The organism is Streptomyces aculeolatus, from assembly GCF_020400605.1.
GTDB classification, from domain to species: Bacteria; Actinomycetota; Actinomycetes; order Streptomycetales; family Streptomycetaceae; genus Streptomyces; species Streptomyces aculeolatus.
The window spans coordinates 189,630-212,780 of sequence record NZ_JAINRD010000012.1 but is presented as its reverse complement, the minus strand read 5'-3'; the positions used below and the strand labels follow the sequence as shown (position 1 = coordinate 212,780).

Below are 23,151 nucleotides of genomic sequence, written 5' to 3'. Positions count from 1 at the left end.
CCGCGACGGCATTTCGGACACTGTGCGGGTGCCCGGGCAAAGAGATCGCGATGCGGCGATCTCACGCACCACCGCCCCGGCGCGGCCGCCAGTCGAGCGCGGGCGCGTGGTTCAGGATCTCGTTCTCCAAGTGCTGCAGCGCGGGCCGGGGATCGATGCCCAGCTCCTCCGCGAGCCTGCGCTGGTTGGTGCGCAGCACCGCGAGGGCGTCGGCCTGCCGCCCGGCCCGGTACAGCGCCAGGCTGAGCAGCTCGCAGCCGTATTCACGCAGCGGATGCGCCTGCGTGAACGCCTCCAGTTCGGCCACCGCCATCTCGTGGGCGCCCACCGCCAGCAGCGCGGCGCACCGCCCCTCGATGACCGACAGCCGAAGCTCCTCCAGCCGGGCGACCTCGGGCCGTACGTACGTGGTGTCGGCCACCTCCGCGTACGCCTGGCCCCGCCACAGCATGAGACCGGCTTCTAATTCACGCAGCGCCTCCTGGGGCTTGCCTCTGTCCAGGGCCTCCCAGCCGGCGCCGGCGCGCTCGCTGAACCGGTGCACGTCGACCTCGACGACGTGGTTGTCCAGCAGGTAGCCGCGGCCGTAGGTGCGGAGCACGGTCGCGGAGGTGCGCGGGGCGCGGTTGGGTTCGAGGACACGGCGCAGGTTGGCCACGTACGCCTGCAGTGACGTGATCGCCGAGGGCGGCGGGTTGCCGTTCCACAGCTCCTCGACGATGACGTCGACCGCCACCGGCTGGCCCACCTTGCTGACCAGCAGGGCGAGCAGGGCACGCTGCTTGGGGGCGCCCAGGTCCAGCAGTCGGCCGCCGACGACGGCCTCGATGGGACCCAGGGCCCGGAACTCCGCCATGGGCCGGGGCGGGGCCGGCGTCATGGACGGCTGTGCGGGGCTCCAGCGGATCGGGCGCGACGGAGTCGGGGGCGCGGTCGGCGGCGCCTCCGGACGGGCCGGCCCGCTGGGCGTTCCGACGACGAGGGGGGACGGAGTGGTTTCGAGTTCGCGATCGAGTTCCTTGGCGAAATACACCTTCAATATCTCGTTGGCGCGGCGGAGTTCCTGCACCTCGCGCTCCAGCTCCGCGATGCGCCGCGCATCTCCGGTACCGGTTCCCATCCGCTGCCCGCCCTCGGAGTGGGACTGGCAGCTTCCACCCGATCCAGCGCCGATAACCATCGTGTCGACGTTGGTTCTGTCGTTCGTCATCTCTGAACTCCCAACATCTCACCGCCTTTTCCGGGGCGCCTGACCAGGGCCGGGTGTCGGCCTGGCCCGGCTGCCGGCCGTACAGCCAAGCATGATCCGGTCACCGTACGTTCCGTGCGGTGTACGCGAGTGGTGCTGCGTGGCGCTCTGGGGATCACTCCCACGCCGCGGCATGACTGCGGCCCGTCCGTGAGGCAGCCCCATGGGTGTGGGCTGCCGGGTCAGAGGACGGGCCGCGGAGACGACGTGCGCCGCGTGCGGGAGCGTAGGCGCCGCAATGATTTGCTGCCGAAAAGCAGCAATCTCAACTGGAGTTTCGTCACATTCGACTTTTGCCGGATTTGGCGGCCATCGATTCTCGACCTGGCCGTCGGGCCAGTGGCCGGGTTCCGGACCTGCGTCGATCGTTAGCATTTCTGCTGCCCCCGTGTTTGTTGTCCAGTCCCCCGAGACTGGCCGGGGGTCAGCGTAGCCGTGAACGCTAATCCAGTCAAGGCCCGGCAATGCGGGCCCCGGCTTTACGCGGCCGATACACAACGCAATGGATCTCCGGCTGCCGAACACCGAGAGCAACGATCGATCTGGGGGCTTCGACGCTTTTCTCCCCGGCTATTCGATCTCAACATCGCAATGGGGGGTTGTCAACACCGTTCCTGTGGTGGCGGCGCCCCCTTGATCCCGTATCGGCCTGTTCCCGCACGTCGAAGGTCTGATCGATTACTCCACTGGGGCGGAGGGGCAAGGTCCTGCCATCCTCGGCGAGATAGCAGGAAGTTGCTAGACGGCAGTGCTGCTGGGACGTTTTTTCAAGATCGACCCGGGCTCCTCTCCCGTCGTCGTGGAGGGGATGGATGCCCAGGTAGGCGGGGCTGTGGAGGGCGGGGGAGCGTGGAGCTTCCGGTTCCGTTTCGGGCCGGCCACGGGTGTGGCCGCAGACCTCGTGCCGGCGCCGCCGGAGCCTTTCGCGCGGGTAGCAGAGCGTGACGGCGGCGCCGGTCCGAGGGTCGCGCGGGAGCTGCCGGAGGAGGGCGGGAGGGGGGTAAGTTCGGCATAGTCAGGAATGAAATTTCATTCCGCTCGCCGGGGCCCGAACGTATACCGCTCCCGGGCTGGTCAACGACCGGTCCGGATGCGGACGCTCACCTTTCCCGTACGGGATTCAAAAAATTATCGCGACCAAACAATCCGGTGTTCTCCGAGGGGTCACCGAAGTCGCGGAGCGGCCTCGTTGCGGGACGCTTCGCCAGACGTTCTCCTGCCGTTTCCTATTGGCGGGTGCGGTGAATCGAATCTTCCGCACCGGCAGGGCAGGGTGGCCGGTTCTTTGCAATGAGAGCGGGAGTAGAATCGGTCCGGAGGGTGTGGGGAGCCGCGGGTCTGGGGATACCGCGAAGTGGGCGGTGACCGGCGAACCACCGGTGGCGGCGCGGGCCTTGGGGAGGGACCGCGAACCGGAGGCGTATCCGGGAGCCGTACCGCGAGGGGGGCAGTTTGTCTATTTTTTCCCTTCCCGGGTCGAAGCAAGCAAGAGGCCTCATATACATGACAGTTGGCGGCCCCGAAATGTGACAGACGATCATGAACTTTTTTCCGGGAGCCCCCACGTGGCCCGCACGTGCCTGATCCGGCAGCCGGGTCACATTCCCCCGGCGGCCTCTGTCATGAGCGTGAAAGACGCACGTCCGTCACACGCGACGAGGAGAAGATCGTGGCAACACAGAGCGCGGATGCGGCCGCCGGGCCGGGGGCGGGAGCGACCGGGACGGCGGAGCCGGACCCCAGGCGGTGGCTCGTCCTCGTCGTCATCTGCCTTGCGCAGCTCATGGTGGTCCTCGATGTGACGATCATGAATCTCGCCCTGCCGTCGGCGCAGGAGGACCTGGGGTTCTCGCTCGCCAACCGGCAGTGGATCGTGACCGCGTACGCGCTGGCGTTCGGCAGCCTGCTGCTCTTCTGCGGGCGGCTGGTCCTCCTCTTCGGCCTCAAGCGGAGCTTCCTCGTGGGCCTCGTCGGCTTCGCCGGGTCCTCCGCCGTGGGCGGCGCCGCGACCGGCTTCGAGATGCTGGTCGCCGCCCGCGTGGGCCAGGGCGTCTTCGCCGCGCTGCTCGCGCCGGCCACCCTCACGCTGCTGATCACGACCTTCACCGACCCCAAGGAGAAGGGCAAGGCGTTCGGCGCGTACGGGGCGGTCGCGGCCAGCGGCGCGGGCCTCGGCCTGATCATCGGCGGGGCCCTCACCTCGGGTCTCTCCTGGCGCTGGTGCATGTTCGTGAACCTGCTCTTCGCCGGCGTCGCGCTGCTGGGCGCGGGGCTGCCGTTCGGCCGCGACGAGAAGGCCGCCGCCGGCCCGCGCACCAAGCTCGACATCCCCGGCGTCGTCCTGGTGTCGGGCGCGATGTTCTGCGTCGTCTACGGCTTCTCCAACGCCGCGAACGAGGCCTGGAGCACCCCGGAGACCTGGGGCTTCCTCGTCGCCGGAGGGGCGCTCCTGCTCGCCTTCGCGGCCCGGCAGGCGCGTGCGGCGCACCCGCTGCTGCCGCCGCGCGTCGTCCTCCACCGCAACCGCGGCGGCGCGTACCTGCTGATGCTGTTCGTCGGCGCAGGCATGTTCGGCTTCTTTCTGTTCCTCATCTACTACATGCAGACCACGCTGGACTACTCGGCGCTCGTCTCGGGCGTCGCCCTGCTGCCGATGGTCGTGCTCACCGCCGTGGCCGTGAACATCGGCAACATCAAGATCATGCCGAGGTACGGCCCGAGGCCGCTGGTCGTCGCGGGCCTGCTGCTCAACGCCGCCGGCCTGGCCTGGCTGACCACCGTGGACGTCGACTCCCGCTACGTCACCACGCTCCTCGGCCCGATCCTCGTCATGGGCTTCGGTATGGGCCTGGTCTTCGGCGCGGCGCTGCAGACCGGCACCACCGGCGTCCGGCCGCAGGACGCCGGCATCGCCTCGGCGAGCATCCAGGTCGGCCAGCAGCTCGGCGGCTCCGTGGGCACCGCGCTGCTCAACACCCTCGCGGCGAGCGCCCTCACCGACTACCTGACCGAGCACGCCCAGGGGCAGCCGACCGAGGAACTGCTCCGGCTGGCCGCGGTCGAGAGCTACGTCACCGTGTTCTGGTGGTGCAGCGGCCTCTTCGCGGTGGGCGCGGTCGTCTGCGGGCTGCTGATCCGCTCCGGCCCCCTGCCGCCCGCGCCGGCCGCCGGTGCGAAGAGCGCGGACCCGGCCGACCCGGCACCCGCCTGACCGCGACCGCCAAGTGGACGCCAACTCGCCGGTGTGCGGTGGCCAAGCGGAGTGCCGGATGCTGGTCCCCGAAGCAGACCGCCGTGCCGCATCCGGGCCGCGTCCAGGCCGTATCCGCCGCACGAACTCCACGCACAACCCGTGAACCGCGCCGCCGGCACCCGGCGACGCGCGCGTGCCACCGAGGAGATGCCCATGAGCGTCCGCATGTTCCGTGCCACGATCAAGGAAGACAAGGTCGAGACCGCGGAGAAGGCCGCGCAGGAGCTGTTCGCGGCGATCGAGGAAGCCGGGCCCGAGGGCGTGCGCTACTCCTGGTGCAAGCTCACGGACGGGCGGACCCTCGTCATCGTCGTGGACCTGGAGGACGACGAGAAGAACCCCCTCCTGACGATGCCCGCCTTCCAGAAGACGATGAACGGACTGAAGAACGAGTGGATCACCGCGCCGCTGTCGGTCGAACCGATGACGGCCCTCGCCTCGTACCGCCTCTTCCACTGAGGCGGCCGCCGGCCACGTCGAAGGGCCGGGCAGGCCGCGGTGCTGCGCGCCCTGCCCGGCTGCTCGTGCGCCCGGTCCTCCGGTGGCGGCCTACCCCGGGTAGTTCCCGTAGCGCCGCTCCCGCTGCCGCAGGTCCCTGAGCGCGGTGTCGAAGTCCGCCCGCTTCATGTCGGGGAACAGGACCGGGGAGAAGTGCAGTTCCGCGTACGGGGACATCAGCGGGAAGAAGGACGACATCCGGATCGCACCGCCGGTGCGGATGAGGTAGTCGACCTGCTGCGGCACGTACGCGTTCTCGGCCAGGATCTTCCCGGTCAGCTTCGGGATCTTGCCGTTGAGCCTGTTGAAAAGCTGGACCACTTCCTCGGACAGCGACATGCCCATGATGTAGTGCAGCGTGAAGCCGGAATCCTTGTCGGACTCGTCCCGCAGCTCCTCCAGCCTGGTGAGGTACTTCTTGGGCACCAGGTCGAGTGATCCGGTGAAACTGAAGTTGCAGGTGCGGTGGGTGCGTTCGGCCACGTCGTCGAACGCTTCCAGGAACGTCTTCACCGCGGACTCGGGGCGGTCGAAGTTCGCGGCCGAGGAGGTCGTGACGTACAGGGTCGTGATGTCGTCTTCCCTGGCCCAGTCGGTGAACTCGACGAGCTTGTCCGCCATGGCCCGGTAGCCGTCGTCGAGAGAGACGCCGTTGGTTTTGGACCAGCGCCGCATTCCGTCCGGCAGTAACATCAAGTTGGTCACAGTCATCTCCTTTGGTCGTGTGACCGGGCAATTTCGAAGTTCGTGCGCACCCTTGACCGCGGTACGGCCGGATCGGCGATGTCCGCGGCGGAGCCGGGCGGTTACACAGGGTGGCCGTTCGCGGGGGCGGCGCCGCCGGGGCGGCGCCGCTGCCGGGCCCCCGCGGGCGCCCTACCGCTGGGCTAGGCCGGCGGCCTGCGGCAGGCGTTCGGCGGCGTTCGAGGCCACCACGAGCACGCCGGCCAGCCAGGGCGCGTAGTCGTCGGGGTGCGCCGCCAGGTCCGCGCGCAGCTCCTGCGGTGCGACCCAGCGGACGTCGGCCACCTCGGCCGGGTCCGGGTCCAGTTGCACGTCCACCGGTACCCGGCCGACCACGACGTGGTCGTACTCGTGCTCGATCCGGCCGGTCTCCGGGTCCTCCGCCCGGTAGAGGTACACGCCGGCCTCCGCCAGCTCCACTCCGCGCAGCCCGATCTCCTCGACCAGCCGCTCGGCGGCGGCGTCGAACAGGGCCTGCCCCGGCGCCGGGTGGCCGCAGGTCGCGTTGGCCCAGCGCAGCGCGAACCGGGTCTTCACCTTGGCCCGCTGCTGGAGCATGACGCGGCCCTCTTCGTCCAGCAGCATCACCGAGTACGCCCGGTGCAGCCGGCCGGGCGCGGTGTGCGCCTCGGCGACCATGAGGGAGCCGAGGGCGGTGCCGCCCGCGTCGACGAGCTCCACCAACTGCGATTCCCGACTGGTCATGACGGTCTCCTGCCTCTTGTGGTGAACGGTTGCGGCGGCGCGACCGCCGCCGAATCCCCGGCGCGGAAGGGTCTATTCGACGGCCCCGCAAAATCGGCTCGGGCCGCTCTCCGCACGTGTCCGGAGTGCCGATTCGGGCGGGCCGTACGATCCCGCTGCCGCCTTGGCGCACCGTGCCGCGGTGGGGCGGTCATCCCCGGTGCATCCGGTCCAGGGCGGTTGCGGCATCGTCGGGTGGGAAATAGGCGGGGCGGTTCTGTTTACCGCGTCGCCGTTGATGCGTACGGGCATGTGGCCGGGTGCCGGCAATGCCGTTTGCCGATGGTCCTGCGCTTTCGAACGGGTTCTTCATCCGACCTCTTTTCGGGTTCGCGGGAGGCGGGCGAGTCCGGTCCGCCGCATGGTCGGCGGGGTGCGGGCGGGGGAGTCCGCGCGGACGGTCCCGGCGCGGAGCGGGCCCCGGGGGGCCGGGTGGCCGGTGGCCGCCGGAGCGCCTCCGACGTGGGAGTTCAGCCGGTGTGCCGCGGCGGCGAGGCGTCGGCCCCGGCACGGTGGCAAGCGGGATCCCCCGGCATCCGCCATTCCCGGCTTTATCGCCGGGCCCGCTTTCTGAATATCACTGCATGACGGAACTCTGCCTGATTCCTGCCTCGTTAACATTTCCCCCCAGTGAGCGTTCGTGTCTCGCCGGCGGGTTCGCGATCCGGACGGATGGGAGGATCGCGAACCCGCCGTGCGAAAAACATTCTGCAACACGAGTGGCCCTCGTCAAGGGGAGGCCGGCGCACTTAGCTACTTGTTGTCAGTCCGACGGCCGTGATCCCCGCCGCGCATCGCCGGTACTGCGCGGCGGGCGGGCTCTCGTCCCGGCTATATCCTCGGGTACTGAATATCCCGCGGAACGGCGTTCCGGGCACATAATCCGGCGGCCGTACCGACGGCTTTTACACGGCCGGAATGCACGCCGATTCGGCGGTTCACCCTGCCGCCCTTCCGGTGAGCCCGCGCTCCACGGCCGCGATGATCTGCGGCCGCAGCTCCTCCGGCCGGATGATCGCGTCCACGGAACCCACCCGCTGCGCCCGCTGGATCGAGTGCACGCCGTCGAACTCCGCGGCCACCTCGCCCAGTTTCTCCGCGCGCACCGTCGCCCACGTGCTCTCCAGCAGGTCGGCGAGCCGCGCCCGCTCGCCGCCCGAGGCGGCGGCGATGCGGGCCTCCAGGTCCGCCACCCGCGCGTCGGCCGCCGTCCGGGAGTCGACGTCGGCGGCGAAGACCACCGCCGCGGCCGGCGCACCGCCGAGGACCGAGGCGTACGAACCGTCCACCGCCAGCACGGTCATGCCTGGGTTCAGCGCCTTGGAGAACACCACGAAAGCGCCGCCGTGGTAGCGCGAGATGACGCAGAACACGATCGGCCCGCGGAAGTTGACGATCGCGCGGCCGATCTCGGCCCCGTACTCCAGCTGCAGCTCGCGCATCGACTCCGGCGAGCCGTCGAACCCGGACAGGTTCGCCAGCACCACCAGCGGCCGGTTCCCGCTCGCCGCGTTCACCGCCCGGGCGACCTTCTTCGACGAGCGCGGGAAGAGCGTGCCCGCCGTGTACGCGTCCGGGCCGTCGGTGGGCGGGAAGCCGCGCCGCTGCACCGACCGCGACTCGATGCCCACCAGGCACACCGGGCGCCCGCCCAGGTGCACGTCCTGCACCACCGCGGTCTCCGCGTCGGCCATGTCGGCCCAGCGCTCCAGTACCGCGTGGTCCTGGTCGGCGAGCGCGCGCATCACCGTGCGGATGTCGAACGGCTTCTTGCGGTCCGGGTTCGTCGCCGCGGAGAAGATGTCCCCGACCGTGGTGAACTCGCTGCCCTCGGCGACGTGCGGGAAGTCGCTGACGTCCCGGTCGACCGGGTCCGCGGTGCCGGCCTTGCGGGGGCCGGACTCGCCGGGCAGCACGTAGCTGTGGTCGTAGTACGACAGCAGCACGTCCCGCGCCGCCTTCAGGTCCGGCGCCCAGTACTGCGCCTGCCCGTTGGGGCCCATCACGCGGTCGTAGCCGCCGATGCCGAAGTTGTCCTCGGCCGAGACGCCGCCGGAGAAGTCCAGCGACCGCTTGCCGGTCAGCACCATCGCCGAGTCCGGGGTCATGACGAGTACGCCGCGGGTGTGCATGAGCATCGTGGCCTCGGCGTTCCAGTACGGCTGCGCGCCGACGTTGACGCCCGCGACGACGACGTTGATCTCGCCGCCGTCCTGGGTGAAGTGGACGATGCGGCGCAGCGCCCGCGCGATCCAGTCCATGTTCTCGGTGCCCGAGTCCATCGAGATCCGGGCGCCCGCGGACAGCGCGTACCACTCCAGGGGCACCCGCATCCGCTCCGCCAGGTCCAGTGCCGCGACCACCCGCGCGCACTCCGCCTCGGAGAGCGCGCCCAGCGACTTCACCGGGTCGCCGAGGAGCACGACGCGGGTGACGCCCTCCGGGTAGCGCTCGGTGGGAGTGGTCGCCACGCCGGCCACGATGCCGGCCTTGTTGAGGCCCTTCGGCCGCTGTACGGGGGCCAGCGCGCCGGAGTCGTCGAGGTCGTGCTCGGTGAACGAGCCGCCGGCGCCGGCGATCAGGTCGAACAGCTCGTACGGGTAGACCGTGCCGCGGCGCCGCAGCCGCAGCACCTTCTGGCCGTAGTCGTCGAGCGGCTGGATCAGGTCGGTCGGCGGGTCGGTGACGCTCAGCCGGACGCCCCCGGCGCCGTCGTACGACACCTGCACCGCGGCCGGCACCAGCCCGCCGCGCCCGTCGGGCCGGCTGCCGAGGAACAGCACCTCCTCCACGCCCAGGCCCCGGGTCGTCGGCAGGATGCGCCGCGCCACCGCGTTCAGCTCGGTGAGCGTGAGGCCCGCGCTGGGGGTGCGGACGTTGACGAAGATGCGGTTGGTGTCCTGGCGCTTGCTCGCCGGCCGCCGGATCTGCTCCTTGCGGATCGCGTCCAGGCAGGCGCCGAGCGCCGCCTCGACCTCGGGCAGCGCGAGGATGCGGTCCTCGTCGTCCCGCAGCGGCGTCAGGTCGCGGACCTGCGCCATCGCGACCAGCCGCTCGTCGGCCGGGTTGCTCGGCGCGACGCACCGCAGCAGGTAGACGTCCTCGTTCGCGGACGGCAGCCGGGTGAGGTCGAAGTTCCGCAGCCGCCGCAGCAGCAGCCGCTGGCCGATGAGCGGGTGCATGCCGCGCATCAGCTTGTCCTCGGCGGGACCGGCGGGCGACGGCAGGAACGTGAAGTGGTGGGGCGCCGCGCCGTCGCGCCCGGCGACGGTCGTGGTGATCCGGTGCAGGCCGGCGGGGAGCGGGCCGGACAGCGCCGCGCGCAGCTCCGCGGCCATCTCGTCGGGCTCGGGGCGCGGGCCGGTCCTGGTGAGGTAGAACTCGGCGACGACGGCCGTCGGGTCCGGCTCCGCGGCGGCCACCTCCGCCATCGTCGCGGCGGCCCCGGCCAGGTCGCCGAAGTCGGCGACCGTCACCAGCAGCAGGTGCGGGACGCCGTCGAGTTCGTAGCGGCCGGAGACGAACGGCCGCCCCGCGACGGTCTTGCTGTGCACGTCGGTCAGCCGGTGGTCGCGGTAGGCGCGCCGGATGAGGACCTCCAGCAGCGGGTCCGTCTCGTCGCCCTGCCGGTCGATGCGCTCGCCCAGCAGCTGGATGAGCGACTCGGGGCTCGCGACCATGTCGGCGATCCGGGTGCCGCGGTCGGCGGCGTCCGGGTTGGCGTCGAGGTAGCGCAGGTGCTGGCGTACGCGGTGGTAGACGTTGGTGCGGGTGCGGTGCTGCCGCGGCTGCGCGTACCAGCGGAACACCAGGCTCCGCGCCAGGCCCCCGACGAGCGGGAAGCGCAGCTGCGTCGCGCGGATCAGGTGCTCCAGAGCCTGGCTCACCACCTGGCGCAGCCCGGCGGGCGGCGGGTCCTCGGTGAGCCACTGCTGCAGCAGCGCGGTGACCATCGCGACGTCGGCGGCGGCGTCCTGCCGGGCCAGGAAGATCCGGAAGACCGCTTCCTCCAGCGCGGGCGTACGGTCAAGACCGTCGATGCCGTAGTGGCCCAGCGCGCGGGTCAGCCGGCCCTGGAACGTCTCGGAGAGCCCGGCGCGTTCGGCGTCGAGGCTCTGCAGGTACGTGTGGAAGAACTCGCGCGGGCTGCGCACCCAGGTCTCGGCGGCGTGCTCCTCGTGCTCCGGCTTGTTGCGGCTCAGCTCGGAGATGTCGGCGAAGACCTCCAGCAGCCCCGCCTCCGCCGCCAGCGGACGCTCCGGCAGCCCGGCGCGCACCATGAGGTAGGCGCCGAGGGCGTCCGCGGGCCCGGCCGGGTCGGCGTCGAAGCCGAGGAGCCTGCCGCGCAGGTCCGCGAGGCCGCGGTCGGCGCGCTGCTCCGCGGTCAGCCCGGCGGGCTCGGCGGGCAGGTCCAGGTCGACCCCGGCGGTCACGGGCGCGGCGCCCACGTCGTCCAGCGGCTCCAGGCGCAGCAGCGGCGCACCGGTCTCGACCTGGCTGCCGACGGAGACGAGCGACTCCTTGAGCGTGGCCCGGAACGGCGCGCGCAGCACCGTCTCCATCTTCATGCTCTCCAGGACCAGCACCGGGGCGCCTTCCGCGACCTCGTCGCCGGCGCCGAGCGGCGTGGCGACCACGAGCGCGGGGGCGGGGGAGCGGACCACGCCGCCCTCGTCGCGGCTGACCCGGTGCGTCACGCCGTCGACCTCGACGAGGTGGACCGGCCCGTGCGAGCCGGTGACCAGCCGGAAGCGGTGGCCGTTGAGCCGGATCTGGCCGGTGTGCGCGTCGAACCGCTCCAGCACGGCGTCGACGGTCCGCACCTCGCCGTCGTCGATCCGGGAGCGGAAGCCGACGCGGTAGCGGCCGGGTCCCGTCTCGGCCACGGCGAGCCGGTAGCCCGCGCCGCGCAGCGCCAGGTCGACCGGGCGGCCGCCCTCGTGGTGCACCTGCGGACGGCCGCCGCGGGCGGTGCCCAGCAGCCGCTGCAACTCGGCCCGCTTCTCGTCCTCGTACGCCTCGATCGCCGCGGCGGCCAGCGCGACGCCCGAGTGCCGCGGCGAGGCCAGCCCGCCCGCGGCCCGTACCCGGTCGATCCAGCCGGTGTCGGCCCGGGCGCCGACGACCTCGGGCTCGTCCAGCAGGTCGAGGATGAAGCTCTTGTTGGTGGTGCCGCCGTCGATCAGCACGGTGGTCTCGCGCATTGCGTGCCGCAGCCGGGACAGCGCCTCGTCGCGGTCCCGCCCGTACGCGATGACCTTGGCGATCATCGAGTCGAAGTCGGCCGGGATGGAGTCGCCCTGGCTGACGCCCGTGTCGACGCGGATGCCCGGTCCCGTGGGCAGGTCGAGCAGGGCGATACGGCCCGGGGCGGGCGCGAAGTCGCGGTCGGGGTCCTCGGCGTTGAGCCGGGCCTCCACGGCGTGCCCCAGCTCGGCCGGCCGGGTGCCGGTGAGCCGGCCGCCGGCGGCCACGTGGAGCTGCGCCTTGACCAGGTCCATGCCGGTGGTGGCCTCGGTGACCGGATGTTCCACCTGCAGCCGGGTGTTGACCTCCAGGAAGGCGAACATGCCGTCCTTCGGCTGGTAGAGGAACTCCACGGTGGCCGCGCCGCGATAGCCCACGGCGAGCGCGAGCCGCTCGGCCGACTCCTTCAGCTGCTCCACCTGGTCGGCCGCCAGCACCGGCGAGGAGGACTCCTCGATGATCTTCTGGTTGCGGCGCTGCACGGAGCAGTCCCGTACGCCCAGCGCCCACACCCCGCCCTGGCCGTCGGCGATCACCTGCACCTCGACGTGCCGGGCGTTGACGAGCAGCCGCTCCAGGAACAACGCGCCGTTGCCGAAGGCGCGTTCCGCCTCCTGGCTGGTCCGCTGGAACGCCTCGACCAGCTGGTCCGGCTCGTGCACGGCCCGTACGCCCCGGCCGCCGCCGCCCGCGGTCGCCTTGAGCATCAGCGGATAGCCGATCCGCTCGGCCTCCAGCAGCGCCGTGTCCAGGTCCGCGACCGGGCCCCTGCTCCACGGCGCGACGGGGACGCCGACCTCCTCGGCGAGGAGCTTGGCGCTGATCTTGTCGCCCAGCTGGCGCATCGCCTCGGCGTCGGGGCCGATGAACGCCACCCCGAGCTTCGCGCACAGCTCGGCGAAGGCCGGGTCCTCGGCGACGAAGCCCCAGCCCACCCACGCGGCGTCCGCGCCCGTCTCGACCAGGGCGCGCTCCAGCACGGCCAGGTCGAGGTACGGGCGGTCCGCGGCCCTGCCCAGGTCGTAGGCGAGGTCTGCCGCGCGTACGAACGTGGCCGTGGCGTCGGCGTCGGTGTACAGCGCCACGGTCTCGATCCGTGGCGCACCCGACTCGTTGAGCTCACCGACGGCCTGGATCAGCCGCATGGCGGCCTCTCCACGATTGATGATCGCAACACGGCTGAACACCGGTCAGACCTCCCAGATTTCACATGCCGGTCGGCGGAGGCGGCGGCGGCTGTTCCGCGCGGCGCGCCCGTTGCGTATCGGGTCGGTGCCGGATCCGGCACCGCGTCCCGGGTGGTTCAGGACTGTGAAAGCCACCACCCCTACCAGCGTCGTTACTCCCGACAGATCCGCACAGCGTGCCGTCCCGAGCCCACGCCCCTCCAGCATCGGGCAGCCCGCTTGGCCGTCACACACCAACGACTTGGCGCCCACTTGGCGATTCGGCGGCTGCAATTCCACCGGCGGGATATTCGCCCCGACGGGTCGATGACCTGGGGCTTACCGGTCGGCGCGGCTCCGGCCGCGATCAATTCCCGGGCAATGCACGGGACTTCGCGAATAAACGTGCCGGCAATCGTGAATTGCGCCACGGCGGCGCATTGTCCGTCCACCTGTACGGGCCGGCCCTCCGGCCCGTACGGACAGGGCCTAGAGAGCGAGGACGATGTCGACGTCCGAGAGATCGGCCTGCACGCTGATCGAGGTGATCCGGCCGTCGTCCTTGCCGACGGTGAAGCGGAACGAGAGGAACGGCTTGTCGTCCTTCACCCACACCAGGCCGGCGTCCCCGTCGACGACCGCGGGCAGCGGCGCCCAGGCGTGGCCGGCGAAGAGGCGGGTGACGGCGTCGGCGCCGCGCAGCTCGGCGTCCATGCCCAGCTGGGCGGCGGTCGCGTCGGAGCGCAGCACGATGTCCGGGTCGAGCATCTCCAGCAGCGCTTCGAAGTTGCCCCGGCGGGACGCGGCTAGGAAGGCGTTGGCCAGGTCGGACCTGCCCTTCTTGAGGGCCAGCCCGTTCTCGTCGTAGACACCGATGGCCCTGGTCCTGGCGAGCGGTGCGCCCTGCTGCACGCGGCGGCGGGCGCGGCTGGCCAACTGGCGGGCCGCGGCGGGGGAGCGGTCGACGATGGCGGCTATCTGGTCGAAGGGGACGGCGAACATGTCGTGCAGCACGAACGCGAGCCGCTCGGCGGGCGTGAGGGTGTCGAGGACCACCAGCAGCGCGACGCCGACCGAGTCGGCGAGGACCGCCTCCTCCTCGGGGTCGGTCGCCGCGCTCTCGCCGCCCTGCGGCTCGGCGGCCTCGGTCGTGTCCACCAGGTCCTCGGGTCGTGACTTGCGCGACTGCAGCATGTTCAGGGACACCCGGGCGACGATGGTCGTCAGCCAGCCGCTGAGGTTCTCCACCTCGTCGGTGCGCGAACGGCTCAGCCGGATCCAGGCTTCCTGGACGGCGTCCTCGGCTTCGGCGACGGAGCCGAGCATCCGGTACGAGAGCGCGCGCAAACGGGGGCGATCACTCTCGAACCGCTCGGCCAGCCAGTCGTGATCACTCATCTGGTCAAGTCCTCTCACCGGCGCCTGCCATGTCGGTAACCGGCGGGATTTCGCCGATGTGACGAGCCGGTAACCGCCACCCGGCCCGATGCCGTGTCACCTCGCCGCCTCCCGCCCGTGCTTGTCGCGGCTGAAAAGTGACAACAGCCGGCAACGAGCCTACTCCGTAGGGCGACGACGGTGACCTGCACCTCCGCTCCCGCAGTCGGCGGGGGGTGCACCCGCGCGGCGCTGAGGAGGGCGAACGTGCCCGGTCGCGCCCCGCGTCCACCCGCGGACCTGCGTCCGCCCGCCGCGCCGCGCGTCCGGCGGCGGCTGCGCGGGCGCGCGGACGCGGCCCGGCGGCACGGGTCAACCGGCGTTCCAGAGGCGCAGCTTCTCCGGGTTGAGCACGGCCCAGATGCGCGTGATCCGGCCACCGTCGACATCGAACGCCAGTACCGCGACGGTGGCCCCGTCGCGCCGGCTGATCAGCCCCGGCTCGCCGTTGACCGCGCGTTCGAGGATCGTCAGCGGGCCCCGCGCGGCCAGGTCCGCACAGGCCGTGGCGATCTCCCGGCCGCCGGTGACCGGGTGGGCCACCGCGGGGGCCAGCCCGCCGCCGTCCGTGGTGACGGTGGCGTCCGGGTCGAGCAGCCCGATCAGGGCGTCGATGTCCTTGGCCTCCCACACCTGCTTGAACTCCCGGACGAGGCCCGCCTTACGGTCCGGCGGCATCGCGCCGGCCCCGGGCGGGCGGACCCGGCGCCGCGCGGCGGAGGCCAGTTGCCGGCAGGCGCCGGGCGAGCGGCCGACGACCTCGGCCACCTCGGCGAAGGAGTACCGGAACACGTCGTGCAGCACGAAGGCCACCCGCTCGGCCGGGGTCATCGACTCCAGCACGACCAGGAACGCCATGCTCACCGACTCGTCCAGGGTGATCCGGTCGGCCGGGTCCGTGTGGCTGCCGCCGGCGCGGACGGCGAGCCCGCCGGCGTGCTCCGGGAGCGGCTCGGGGATCCACTGCCCGACGTACGTCTCGCGGCGCACCCGCGCCGAGTTCAGCAGGTTCAGGCAGATGCGGCTGGTCACCGTCGTCAGCCAGGCACCCGGGGACCCGACGGCGTCCCGCTCGGCCCGTGCCATCGCGTACCAGCGGGCGTAGGCCTCCTGCACCGCGTCCTCGGCGTCGGAGAGCGAACCCAGCAGCCGGTACGCCAGGTTGACCATCCGGCGCCGCTCGCCCACGAGCACGACCAGGCTCGGCTCCGCGGACTCCGCTCCCGCGTCGGCGGTCATCGCCCCACCAGCCCCCTTCGACGGCCGCGCGCCCGGCCCGGTCGGAATCAGAAGCCGATCGCTTCGCGGAGCAGCAGGACCGTGCCGCGGCCCGGGAAGTAGTGCGGGCTCAGGGAGTGCAGGACGAGCAGGCGGTTCAGGGAGCTGCCCGTGCCGTACGCCTTCATGGCGCGCTCGTCCTCCAGCCGCAGGCAGTGCGTCTCCACGCGCCGCAGCGCCGTCTCCAGATCGGGCACCACCTTCTGCGCCCCGACGACCCAGATGGCGTGCCCGGCCCCGCCCGAGTAGCCCGTGAGCTGGCTTCCGCTGGCCGACGCGATCACCAGGGAGCCGGTGTCCGTGACCGCGTGCACGCTGCCCAGGATGACGTCGGGGCTGGCGAGGGCCCGCCGGATCTCGTCCCGCCGGGTGGTGCGGTCCATGGCCAGACTGCGCGCCCTGACGGAGTCGTACCGCCCGCTGTCGTCGATGTCCTCGCTGATCCCGGAGAGCCGCAGCGTCTCGCTGGCCCCGGTGAACACCGTGGCGCCCGCGGGGACCAGCTCGCCCACGCGGGCCCGCGCGGCCGCGGCGCCGCCGAGGACCTCGGCCTCGAAGCCGTTGTCCGTCAGCGCGGCGGCCACCTTCTCCAGGCGCTCCGCGGGAGCCGGTTCGGTGAACGGCGGTGCCGGGGTCGTCATGGTCTCTCCTGTGTCGGTCGGCATGGCGGATCCGGACGGCTTCGCCGTCCCCATCCCTACGACAAGACACCCCGCCGGAACGTCTGGCGGAGGTGCCGATTTCGTGGAGCGGCGGACGAGCGCTCCCGCGTTACATGAACAATGCCTCGTGCCACCGCTCCACAACTCCGAGTATGGGCACCGGCCTTGGGCCGGACTGTGCCGCGAGTTGGTGGCGGCTTGGCGGTCCCCCGGGGTTCCGCCCGGTGGCCTTCCACCCGGTACGGCGCGTGGCCACCGCCCGTGCCGCGGGGGCGCCTTACGGGTGTGACCTGCACCCCCGCATGATCGGCGGTGTTGGTAAACAGGTTGCCAAGTCGACACCAAGCCGAACCCAAGCGAAACCGGCAAAGATACCGCTTGCACACCGTGCCTTCAGAGGCGGTGCGCACGGCCGGATCCGCGGTGGCGCCGAGGGGGCGCGACGGCGAACTCCGGCGGAACTTCTACCTACAGAAGGTGGATACCAGGCATGTCGACTCCTTGCAAGACGGCGGTGAGCGGATCGGCCGTCACCGTGGGAGAGGCCCTGGAATCCGCCGCGCAGGCGCACGTGCGCGGCCTCCGGCCCGGTGCGGCCGGGAAGATCGCCGGCTTCGGCCCCGGCATCACCGCCGAGATGTCGGTGGGCAGCCGGGCCGGCGAACGACGAGGGCCCGACGCCCGCCCCGGCCCTCCGACCTCCGGGCGGCGCGTCGCGGATGCTCCCCCGGAGTCCGCCTCCACCGGATCGCGAGCGGTACTTCGAGAAGGTCTGGGAGATTTTTCTCCAGTGGCCCGACCGTGGACCCCGGGGCCGTACGCCGGCTCCGGGACCGCTGACACGTCAGCCGGACCACGCTGCTCAGCCGCGGACGACCGGTCTCCGGCACCACGGAGAGGGCACGATGAACAGCATTCCCCTGGTCCACGCGAGAGCGGGGGCGGCATCCGCCGCACCCGCCGGCAGAAGGGCCGCCGAGTGGGAAGCGGCGTACCGGTCAGCCCGGCGCCGCCCGCACGACGCGGCGGCGAGCAGATGACGTTCCAGCCCGCGCACCCGTCCGCCACAGTGATCTTCGCCAGGTAAAGGGGCGAGCCGGCCGTGGCACGGGGGAGCGGGACAGGTTTCGGCGGAGGGAATGCAGTGAGCCCTGATGGCAGTCAGGCGGTCGTCGCGACGATGACGCGAGCGGCGGTCGCCTCCGGCACCTCCTGTGAAGCGACGCCATGAATGCCGACGCCGTAGTCGCGGCCAAGGAACTGGAAGAGATGTGGGGCCCGGAGGGCCTCTTAACCGGCGGGACGACCAGTCCTGCCGGGTACATCGGGGCCACGCCCACCTCGCTGATCGGCCGCACCCGCGACCTCGACCGGCTGGCCACCGTGCTGTCCGCGCCCGACGCCGGTCTGGTGACCGTCACGGGCCCGGCCGGGGTGGGCAAGAGCCGGCTCGTCATGGAGTACTTCCGCCGCTTCGGGCCAGGACCCGGCGGCACCGTCGAGGTGTTCGACTTCGGCCGGATCACGGACCCCGCCGTCGGCGCGCTGATGCTGCGCCGGCTCAAGGAGCAGTTGTACGAGGATCCCGCCGCCGTCTGCTCGGCCCTGGAGCGCCTCGGACCGGGGCCGCACACCTTGCTGTTCGACCACTACGAGGACGTTGCGGATGAACTGGCGCCACTGCTCACGGAGTTCCGGCGGAGCTACCCGGAGGTGCGGATCGTCACGGTCGGCACCGCCCGCCTCGGGCTGTACGGCGAGCGGGTCGTACGGCTCCGGCCGCTCCCGACCGGGCACGGCGTCGAGGCCGATCTCGCGGCCGTCGCACGGATTCCGGCCGTGGAGCTGTTCGTACAGAGCGCGCGGGCGGTACGGCCAGAGTTCAAGCTGACGGCGGAGAACGTCCGGTACGTGCTGGCTCTCTGCCGGCTCGCCGGCGGGCTGCCGTTCGCCATCGAGCTGGCGGCCGAGCAGGTCAAGCTGGCGGAGCCCGACCTGATCCTGGAGCGCTTCGAGCGCGGCGCCGGCGATCTGCGGCGCATCGACCTGCACCCGTACTCGCGGCACTCCAGCATCTCCGGCATGGTCTCGTGGGTGTTCGCCCGGCTGCCCGCCGACGAGCGGCTGCTGCTGAACCAGCTGGCCGTCTTCGAGGGCCCGTTCACCACCCGTGCCGCGGCCGGCGTGCTCGCCGGCTTCGACGCCGCCGGCTACCGGACCATGGAACGGCTCATCGACGCGAGCGCGATCGTCCCCGACGAGCGGCCCGACGGCGAGCTGAGCCTGAGCATCCCCGGCCCCCTGCGGCACGCCGCCGCCCGCTCCCTCGCCCTGCTGCCCGTGCACGAGACGCTGCGCAAGGCCCACGGCGAGTACTTCCGCGCGCTCGCCGCCCCGCGCCCCGCGCCCCTGCCGGAGCCCGGCGCCCCGGCCCCCGGACCGCGCCCCGCGACCGGCCCGGAGACCCGGGCGGACCTGCTCGCGGCGTTCGGCTACTGGCGGGAGGCCGGCGACGGCCCGTCCATGGCGGTGCTCGCCGGCGCGCTGCGCGAGCAGTCCACCGGCACGGCCCAGATGCGGCAGTGCCTGCGGCTGGCCGAGGAGGCGCTGCGGGCCGGCGTCGAGGACGCGCGGCAGCACGCCCGCACCCTGGAGGCCGCCGGCGGGCTCGCGATGCGGCTCGGCTCCGGCGCCGCCCGCGGCTACCTCGCCCAGGCCCGCGACGCCTACCGGGCCGTGCACGACGACGCCGGGGTGGTGCGCTGCCTCGGGCTGCTCGGCGACGAGGCGTACGCCGGCGGGGACCTGGAGCGCGCCCGCCGCCGGTTCGAGGAGGGGCTGGCCGTCATCGCCTCGCCCAGTCGCGCCGGGGCCGCGGGCGACACCGCGGCCGGCTCCGGCCGCTACCTCACCCGCCGGCTCGCCGTGGTGCTCCGCGAGGCGGGCAACCTCACCCGCGCCGACGAACTGGCCCGTACCGCCCTGGCGGCGGAGCTGGGCCGCGAGGACTTCGGCGCCGCGGTGGCCGCCCGCTACGTGCTGGCCTCCGTCCGGCTGCTGGAACAGGACTCGGCCGAGGCCCGCACCCTGTTCGCGGACGCCGCGGAGCAGCTCGGCGGGCTGCCGGACGCGGTGGAGCGGCCCGAGTGCCTGGAGATGCTGGCGATCACGCTGTACAAGTGGCGCCGCATCACCGACTGGCGGCTGCTCACGGCGACGCTGGGACTGGCCAACCGGCTGCGCCGGCGCCTCGGCCTGGCCCGCCCCCGGCCGCTGACCGAGCTGACCACGGCGATCCTCGCCACCGCCAGCCAGGAGCTGAGCGCCGACGACTACATGTGGGCGTGGCGCTCCGGCGCCGAACTGACCTGGGAGGCCGCGCTGCGGCTGATGCCCGCTGAGGACGCGCGGCCGGTCGCCGGGGCCGAGGTGCCCACCGACGTGGCCGACATCCTCACCAAGCGGGAGCTGGAGGTCGCGCTGCTCGTCTCGGAGGGGCTGACGAACCGCGTCATCGCCCGCCGGCTCGGCATCGCCGAGTGGACGGTCGTGAACCACCTGCGCAAGGTGATGCGCAAGCTCGGCTGCCAGTCCCGCGTCCAGGTGACCCGCCGGCTCGCCACCGGCTGAGCCGGCGGGCGGCGGAAGGCGGGCCCGCACCCCGCCTTCCGCCCGCCCCGGCCCGCTCCGGCCCGCCGCCCGCCGCCCTTCCCCGCTTCTCGCCGAACGCCCGCCGTGCACGGGGTGTTACGTGATCCGTACACATCCGTGCTGACACCGTGTGCACCGGCCCCGTACGATCCGCTACCGGGGGACGGGCAGAGCTGCGTCACGTCAGGGGTGGGGGAGGCTCGTGCGACGAGGGCCCGCGGGATACGCCGGATCCGTGCTGCTCGCCGCCGTGCTGGCCACCGCGGGCTGCACGGGCGGCGGTGGAGGGCCGGAAGGCGGCCCGCCGCGCGCCCCCGGTGCGCAGAGCGGGCAGAGCCCGGCGCCGACCTCCGCGCTCGACGCCGACCCGGCGAAGGCGCCGCGGGACCCCGCCGCCGCCCGGACGCTGATCGACGACGTCATCGCCGACCCCGGGCTCTTCGGCCCCGAGGCGGTCGCGGCCACGCCGTACGAGAGCGACCCCGGCCTCTTCTCGGTCCTCGGCGACGACTGCGTCTGGCGGCAGGAGCCGCTGCCCGGCGACGTACTCGCCACGCTCTCACGGCACTTCGAGGTCCCGCCCGCGGCCGGGAAGGGCACCGCCCGGCTCGTCGCCGTGGTGACCGTGCACCGCACCGCGGCGCAGGCCGACTGGGAGAACGCCGGGATGCTGGAGGAGATGCTCCGCTGCCCCGAGCAGCAGCTCGGCGGCGGCGAACGGCTCACCGACCTGATCTCCTCCGCCTCCTACTACGGCGACTCCGAGAACCGCTACGCCGACGACGTGCTGCGCGAGAGCGGCGACCACCGCGGCGCGGGCACGGCGCCGGCCCCGTACGCCTGGATGCAGATGCGGCTCGGCCAGGTCACCGTCTCGGTCTCGGTCCGCGCGGGCCGCGGGTACGACGCGGCGGAGGCCCAGGACCTCGGGCGGGATGCGGGCGTGCGGATGCTCCGGCGGGTGGCGGACGCGCTCGGGCGCGACGGGACCGGCGGCAAGAGCGGGCAGGATGCCGGGCCTTCGGGGGACGAGGGCGCGCCGGGCAACGGCGCGGCAGGCAACGGCACGGAGGAGAACAGCACGGAGGGGAACGGCCGGTGACCGAGCAGCTCACGCCCGCGGATCCGGCACGGATCGGCGGCCACCGCCTCCTCGCCCGGCTCGGCACCGGCGGCATGGGCGTCGTCTACCTCGGCCGCGCGGACACCGGCGAGCTGGCGGCCGTCAAGGTGATCCGCCCGGAGTACGCCGCGGAGCCCGACTTCCGCGCCCGGTTCCGCCGCGAGGCCGCCGCCGCCCGGCGGGTCCGCAGCCCGTGGGTGGTGCCCGTCACCGGCGCCGACCCGGAGGCCGAAGCCCCGTGGCTGGCCACGGCGTTCGTGCCGGGCCCCGCGCTCGCCGAGGCCGTGGCGCGCTGCGGCCCGCTGCCGGAGCGCGGCACACGGATACTCGGCAAGATCCTCGCGCGGGCGCTCGCCGCGGTGCACGCGGCCGGGCTCGTCCACCGCGACGTCAAGCCCGGGAACGTGCTGCTCGCCGTGGACGGCCCGCGGCTCATCGACTTCGGCATCGCACGCTCCCCGGAGGAGACCGCGCTCACCTCGCCCGACGCCGTCGTCGGCACCCCCGGGTTCCTCGCGCCCGAGCAGGCGCAGGGGCGGGAGACCGGCCCGGCGGCGGACGTGTTCGCGCTGGGCTGCGTGCTGGCGTACGCGGCCACCGGACGCCCGCCGTTCGGCACCGGCGCCGTGGACGCGCTGCTGTACCGCACGGTGCACGACGAGCCCGACCTGTCCGGTGCCCCCGACGGCGTACGGGACGTGGTGGCCCGCTGCCTGGCCAAGGACCCCGCCGACCGCCCCACCGCCACCGGGCTCGACGCGGTGCTGGTCGAGGACGCGCCCGAGGGCACCGCGGAGTGGCTGCCCGACGACGTCGTACGGCTGATCGCCGACCGCTCCGCCGCGATGCTGGCGCTGCCGGACGCCGAAGCCACGGTGGCCGGGGCGGCCGAAGCGGCGCCCGCGGCCGGCCGCCGCCGCTTCCTCGCCCTCGGCGCCGGCGGCGCCGCGCTGGTCGCGGCGGGCGGGGGCGCGGCGCTGTGGGCAGGCCTGCGGGACGAAGGGGGTTCCGGCTCCGCCGCGCGGCGCTGGACCCTCGGCGTCCAGGCCGACCTGAGCGGGCCGCAGCGGGCCGCCGGGCGGGCGCAGGAGCGCGGAGTGCGGCTGGCCGTCGAGCAGTTCAACGCCCGCGAACGCCGGCCCTTCGAGCTGGCCGTCGCCGTTGCCGACGACCGCGGCGACCCCGCCGAGGCCGAGCGCGCCGCGCGCCGGCTCGCCGCCGACCGCGACCTGCTGGCCGTCGTCGGCTCCACCGGCGACAAGACCACCGGCGCGGCCCTCGGCGCGTACGACGCGCGGCGCGTCCCGCAGCTCACGGTCTCCTCGGCGCAGGGCGCGTACGGCACCGCCTCCCGCCGCTCGCTCCTGCAGACCGTGCCGACGTACGGCACCACCAGCCTGCCCGCCGCGCTGTTCCTCCAGGCCGAGGGCGTGCGCCGGGTGGGCATGGTGATCGACCGGGCCGCGGGCGAGTTCGCGTGGGAGGAGGGCCATCTCGCGTACAAGACGCTGGGCCTGGTCGAACTGGAGGTGCACCCGCGGGTGGTGCCGCGGAGCGCGGACTCGCCCGCCGCGGTCCTCGCGGACGTGCTGGACCGGCGGCCCGACGCCGTCTACTACGCGGGCTCCCCGCGGCGCGCCGCGGACCTCGCGCACAAGCTGCTCGCGCGGGACTTCACGGGCGTACGGATCCTCGGCTACCCCGCCGCGGGGCCGGAGTTCACGGCGCGGGCGGGCCCGGCGGCGGAGGGCTGGGAGGTCTTCGCGCCGTACATCGACCCGGAGGCGGAGCGGGTCGCCGGGTTCGCGGCGGCCTTCCGCAAGCGCTACGGGCACGCCCCCGGGCGCTGGGCCGCCGAGGCGTACGACGTGGCGGGCATGGTGCTCGACCGGCTCACCGAGGCGGTCCTGGGCGGGCGCCGGCCCGAGCGGGGGAGGCTCTTCGAGCTGCTGACCGGGAGCACGTACCGCGGGATGGTCAGGGAGTACGCGTTCCAGGACGGCTACCTCCAGGGCGTCGAGGCGTTCCACTACCGCGTCCGGCACGGCCGCTTCGCCTACGCCGGCCCCGCCGACGTGGGCGCGTGAGGGGACCCCGGC

12 protein-coding genes are annotated in these 23,151 nt (G+C 73.0%); 5 read left to right on the top strand and 7 right to left on the bottom strand.

Annotated features, from left to right (window positions below; translation table 11 throughout):
• Positions 1–61: 61 nt before the first annotated feature.
• Complete coding sequence (locus LG396_RS21255) at positions 62–1,120, bottom strand: AfsR/SARP family transcriptional regulator (protein WP_018835167.1); 1,059 nt, start codon at positions 1,118–1,120, stop codon at positions 62–64.
• Between the two features lie 1,798 nt (positions 1,121–2,918).
• Between LG396_RS21255 and LG396_RS21250 the strand changes: the two genes are divergently transcribed.
• Positions 2,919–4,460 (top strand): MFS transporter, encoded by a 1,542-nt coding sequence (locus LG396_RS21250; protein ID WP_225795955.1) that lies wholly within the window; start codon positions 2,919–2,921, stop codon positions 4,458–4,460.
• Positions 4,461–4,655: 195 nt separating this feature from the next.
• Entirely contained in the window at positions 4,656–4,961 is a 306-nt protein-coding gene (locus LG396_RS21245; protein ID WP_225795954.1) for a hypothetical protein, read from the top strand.
• Between the two features lie 90 nt (positions 4,962–5,051).
• Here the strand turns inward: LG396_RS21245 and LG396_RS21240 are convergent, their stop codons facing one another.
• The 6 genes from LG396_RS21240 to LG396_RS21215 all read right to left on the bottom strand — a co-directional run bounded on the left by LG396_RS21240 (position 5,052) and on the right by LG396_RS21215 (position 16,257).
• Positions 5,052–5,711, bottom strand: coding sequence for an undecaprenyl diphosphate synthase family protein (locus LG396_RS21240; RefSeq protein WP_225795953.1), 660 nt, complete (start codon positions 5,709–5,711; stop codon positions 5,052–5,054).
• Positions 5,712–5,876: 165 nt separating this feature from the next.
• A complete protein-coding gene (gene idi / locus LG396_RS21235; RefSeq protein WP_026276119.1) occupies positions 5,877–6,449 on the bottom strand; it encodes an isopentenyl-diphosphate Delta-isomerase in 573 nt (190 codons plus the stop codon).
• Positions 6,450–7,426: 977 nt separating this feature from the next.
• Complete coding sequence (locus tag LG396_RS39770) at positions 7,427–12,922, bottom strand: ATP-binding protein (RefSeq protein ID WP_225795952.1); 5,496 nt, start codon at positions 12,920–12,922, stop codon at positions 7,427–7,429.
• Positions 12,923–13,390: 468 nt separating this feature from the next.
• The gene (locus LG396_RS21225; protein ID WP_225795951.1) at positions 13,391–14,299 is read right to left on the bottom strand and encodes a sigma-70 family RNA polymerase sigma factor; all 909 of its coding nucleotides are present in this window, start codon (positions 14,297–14,299) and stop codon (positions 13,391–13,393) included.
• 351 nt (positions 14,300–14,650) lie between these two features.
• Positions 14,651–15,577, bottom strand: a complete 927-nt coding sequence (gene sigJ / locus LG396_RS21220; protein ID WP_037751794.1) for an RNA polymerase sigma factor SigJ — start codon at positions 15,575–15,577, stop codon at positions 14,651–14,653.
• Positions 15,578–15,624: 47 nt separating this feature from the next.
• Positions 15,625–16,257, bottom strand: a complete 633-nt coding sequence (locus LG396_RS21215; RefSeq protein WP_225795950.1) for an LUD domain-containing protein — start codon at positions 16,255–16,257, stop codon at positions 15,625–15,627.
• A 1,248-nt stretch (positions 16,258–17,505) separates the two neighbouring features.
• Here LG396_RS21215 and LG396_RS21210 point away from each other — a divergent pair.
• The 3 genes from LG396_RS21210 to LG396_RS21200 all read left to right on the top strand — a co-directional run bounded on the left by LG396_RS21210 (position 17,506) and on the right by LG396_RS21200 (position 23,139).
• Positions 17,506–19,908, top strand: a complete 2,403-nt coding sequence (locus LG396_RS21210; protein ID WP_225795949.1) for a LuxR C-terminal-related transcriptional regulator — start codon at positions 17,506–17,508, stop codon at positions 19,906–19,908.
• Between the two features lie 223 nt (positions 19,909–20,131).
• Positions 20,132–21,031 (top strand): hypothetical protein, encoded by a 900-nt coding sequence (locus LG396_RS21205; RefSeq protein ID WP_225795948.1) that lies wholly within the window; start codon positions 20,132–20,134, stop codon positions 21,029–21,031.
• Positions 21,028–23,139, top strand: coding sequence for a bifunctional serine/threonine-protein kinase/ABC transporter substrate-binding protein (locus LG396_RS21200; RefSeq protein WP_225795947.1), 2,112 nt, complete (start codon positions 21,028–21,030; stop codon positions 23,137–23,139). The genes LG396_RS21205 and LG396_RS21200 overlap by 4 nt, the downstream gene beginning before the upstream one ends.
• The last annotated feature ends 12 nt before the right edge of the window (positions 23,140–23,151 follow it).

Bases quoted from the DNA above. Each gene is read 5' to 3' on its own strand.
- LG396_RS21255 (WP_018835167.1), bottom strand. From the start codon at position 1,120: ATGGGAACCGGTACCGGAGATGCGCGGCGCATCGCGGAGCTGGAGCGC.
- LG396_RS21245 (WP_225795954.1), top strand. From the start codon at position 4,656: ATGAGCGTCCGCATGTTCCGTGCCACGATCAAGGAAGACAAGGTCGAG.
- LG396_RS21240 (WP_225795953.1), bottom strand. From the start codon at position 5,711: ATGACTGTGACCAACTTGATGTTACTGCCGGACGGAATGCGGCGCTGG.
- idi (WP_026276119.1), bottom strand. From the start codon at position 6,449: ATGACCAGTCGGGAATCGCAGTTGGTGGAGCTCGTCGACGCGGGCGGC.
- LG396_RS21225 (WP_225795951.1), bottom strand. From the start codon at position 14,299: ATGAGTGATCACGACTGGCTGGCCGAGCGGTTCGAGAGTGATCGCCCC.
- sigJ (WP_037751794.1), bottom strand. From the start codon at position 15,577: ATGACCGCCGACGCGGGAGCGGAGTCCGCGGAGCCGAGCCTGGTCGTG.
- LG396_RS21215 (WP_225795950.1), bottom strand. From the start codon at position 16,257: ATGACGACCCCGGCACCGCCGTTCACCGAACCGGCTCCCGCGGAGCGC.
- LG396_RS21210 (WP_225795949.1), top strand. From the start codon at position 17,506: ATGAATGCCGACGCCGTAGTCGCGGCCAAGGAACTGGAAGAGATGTGG.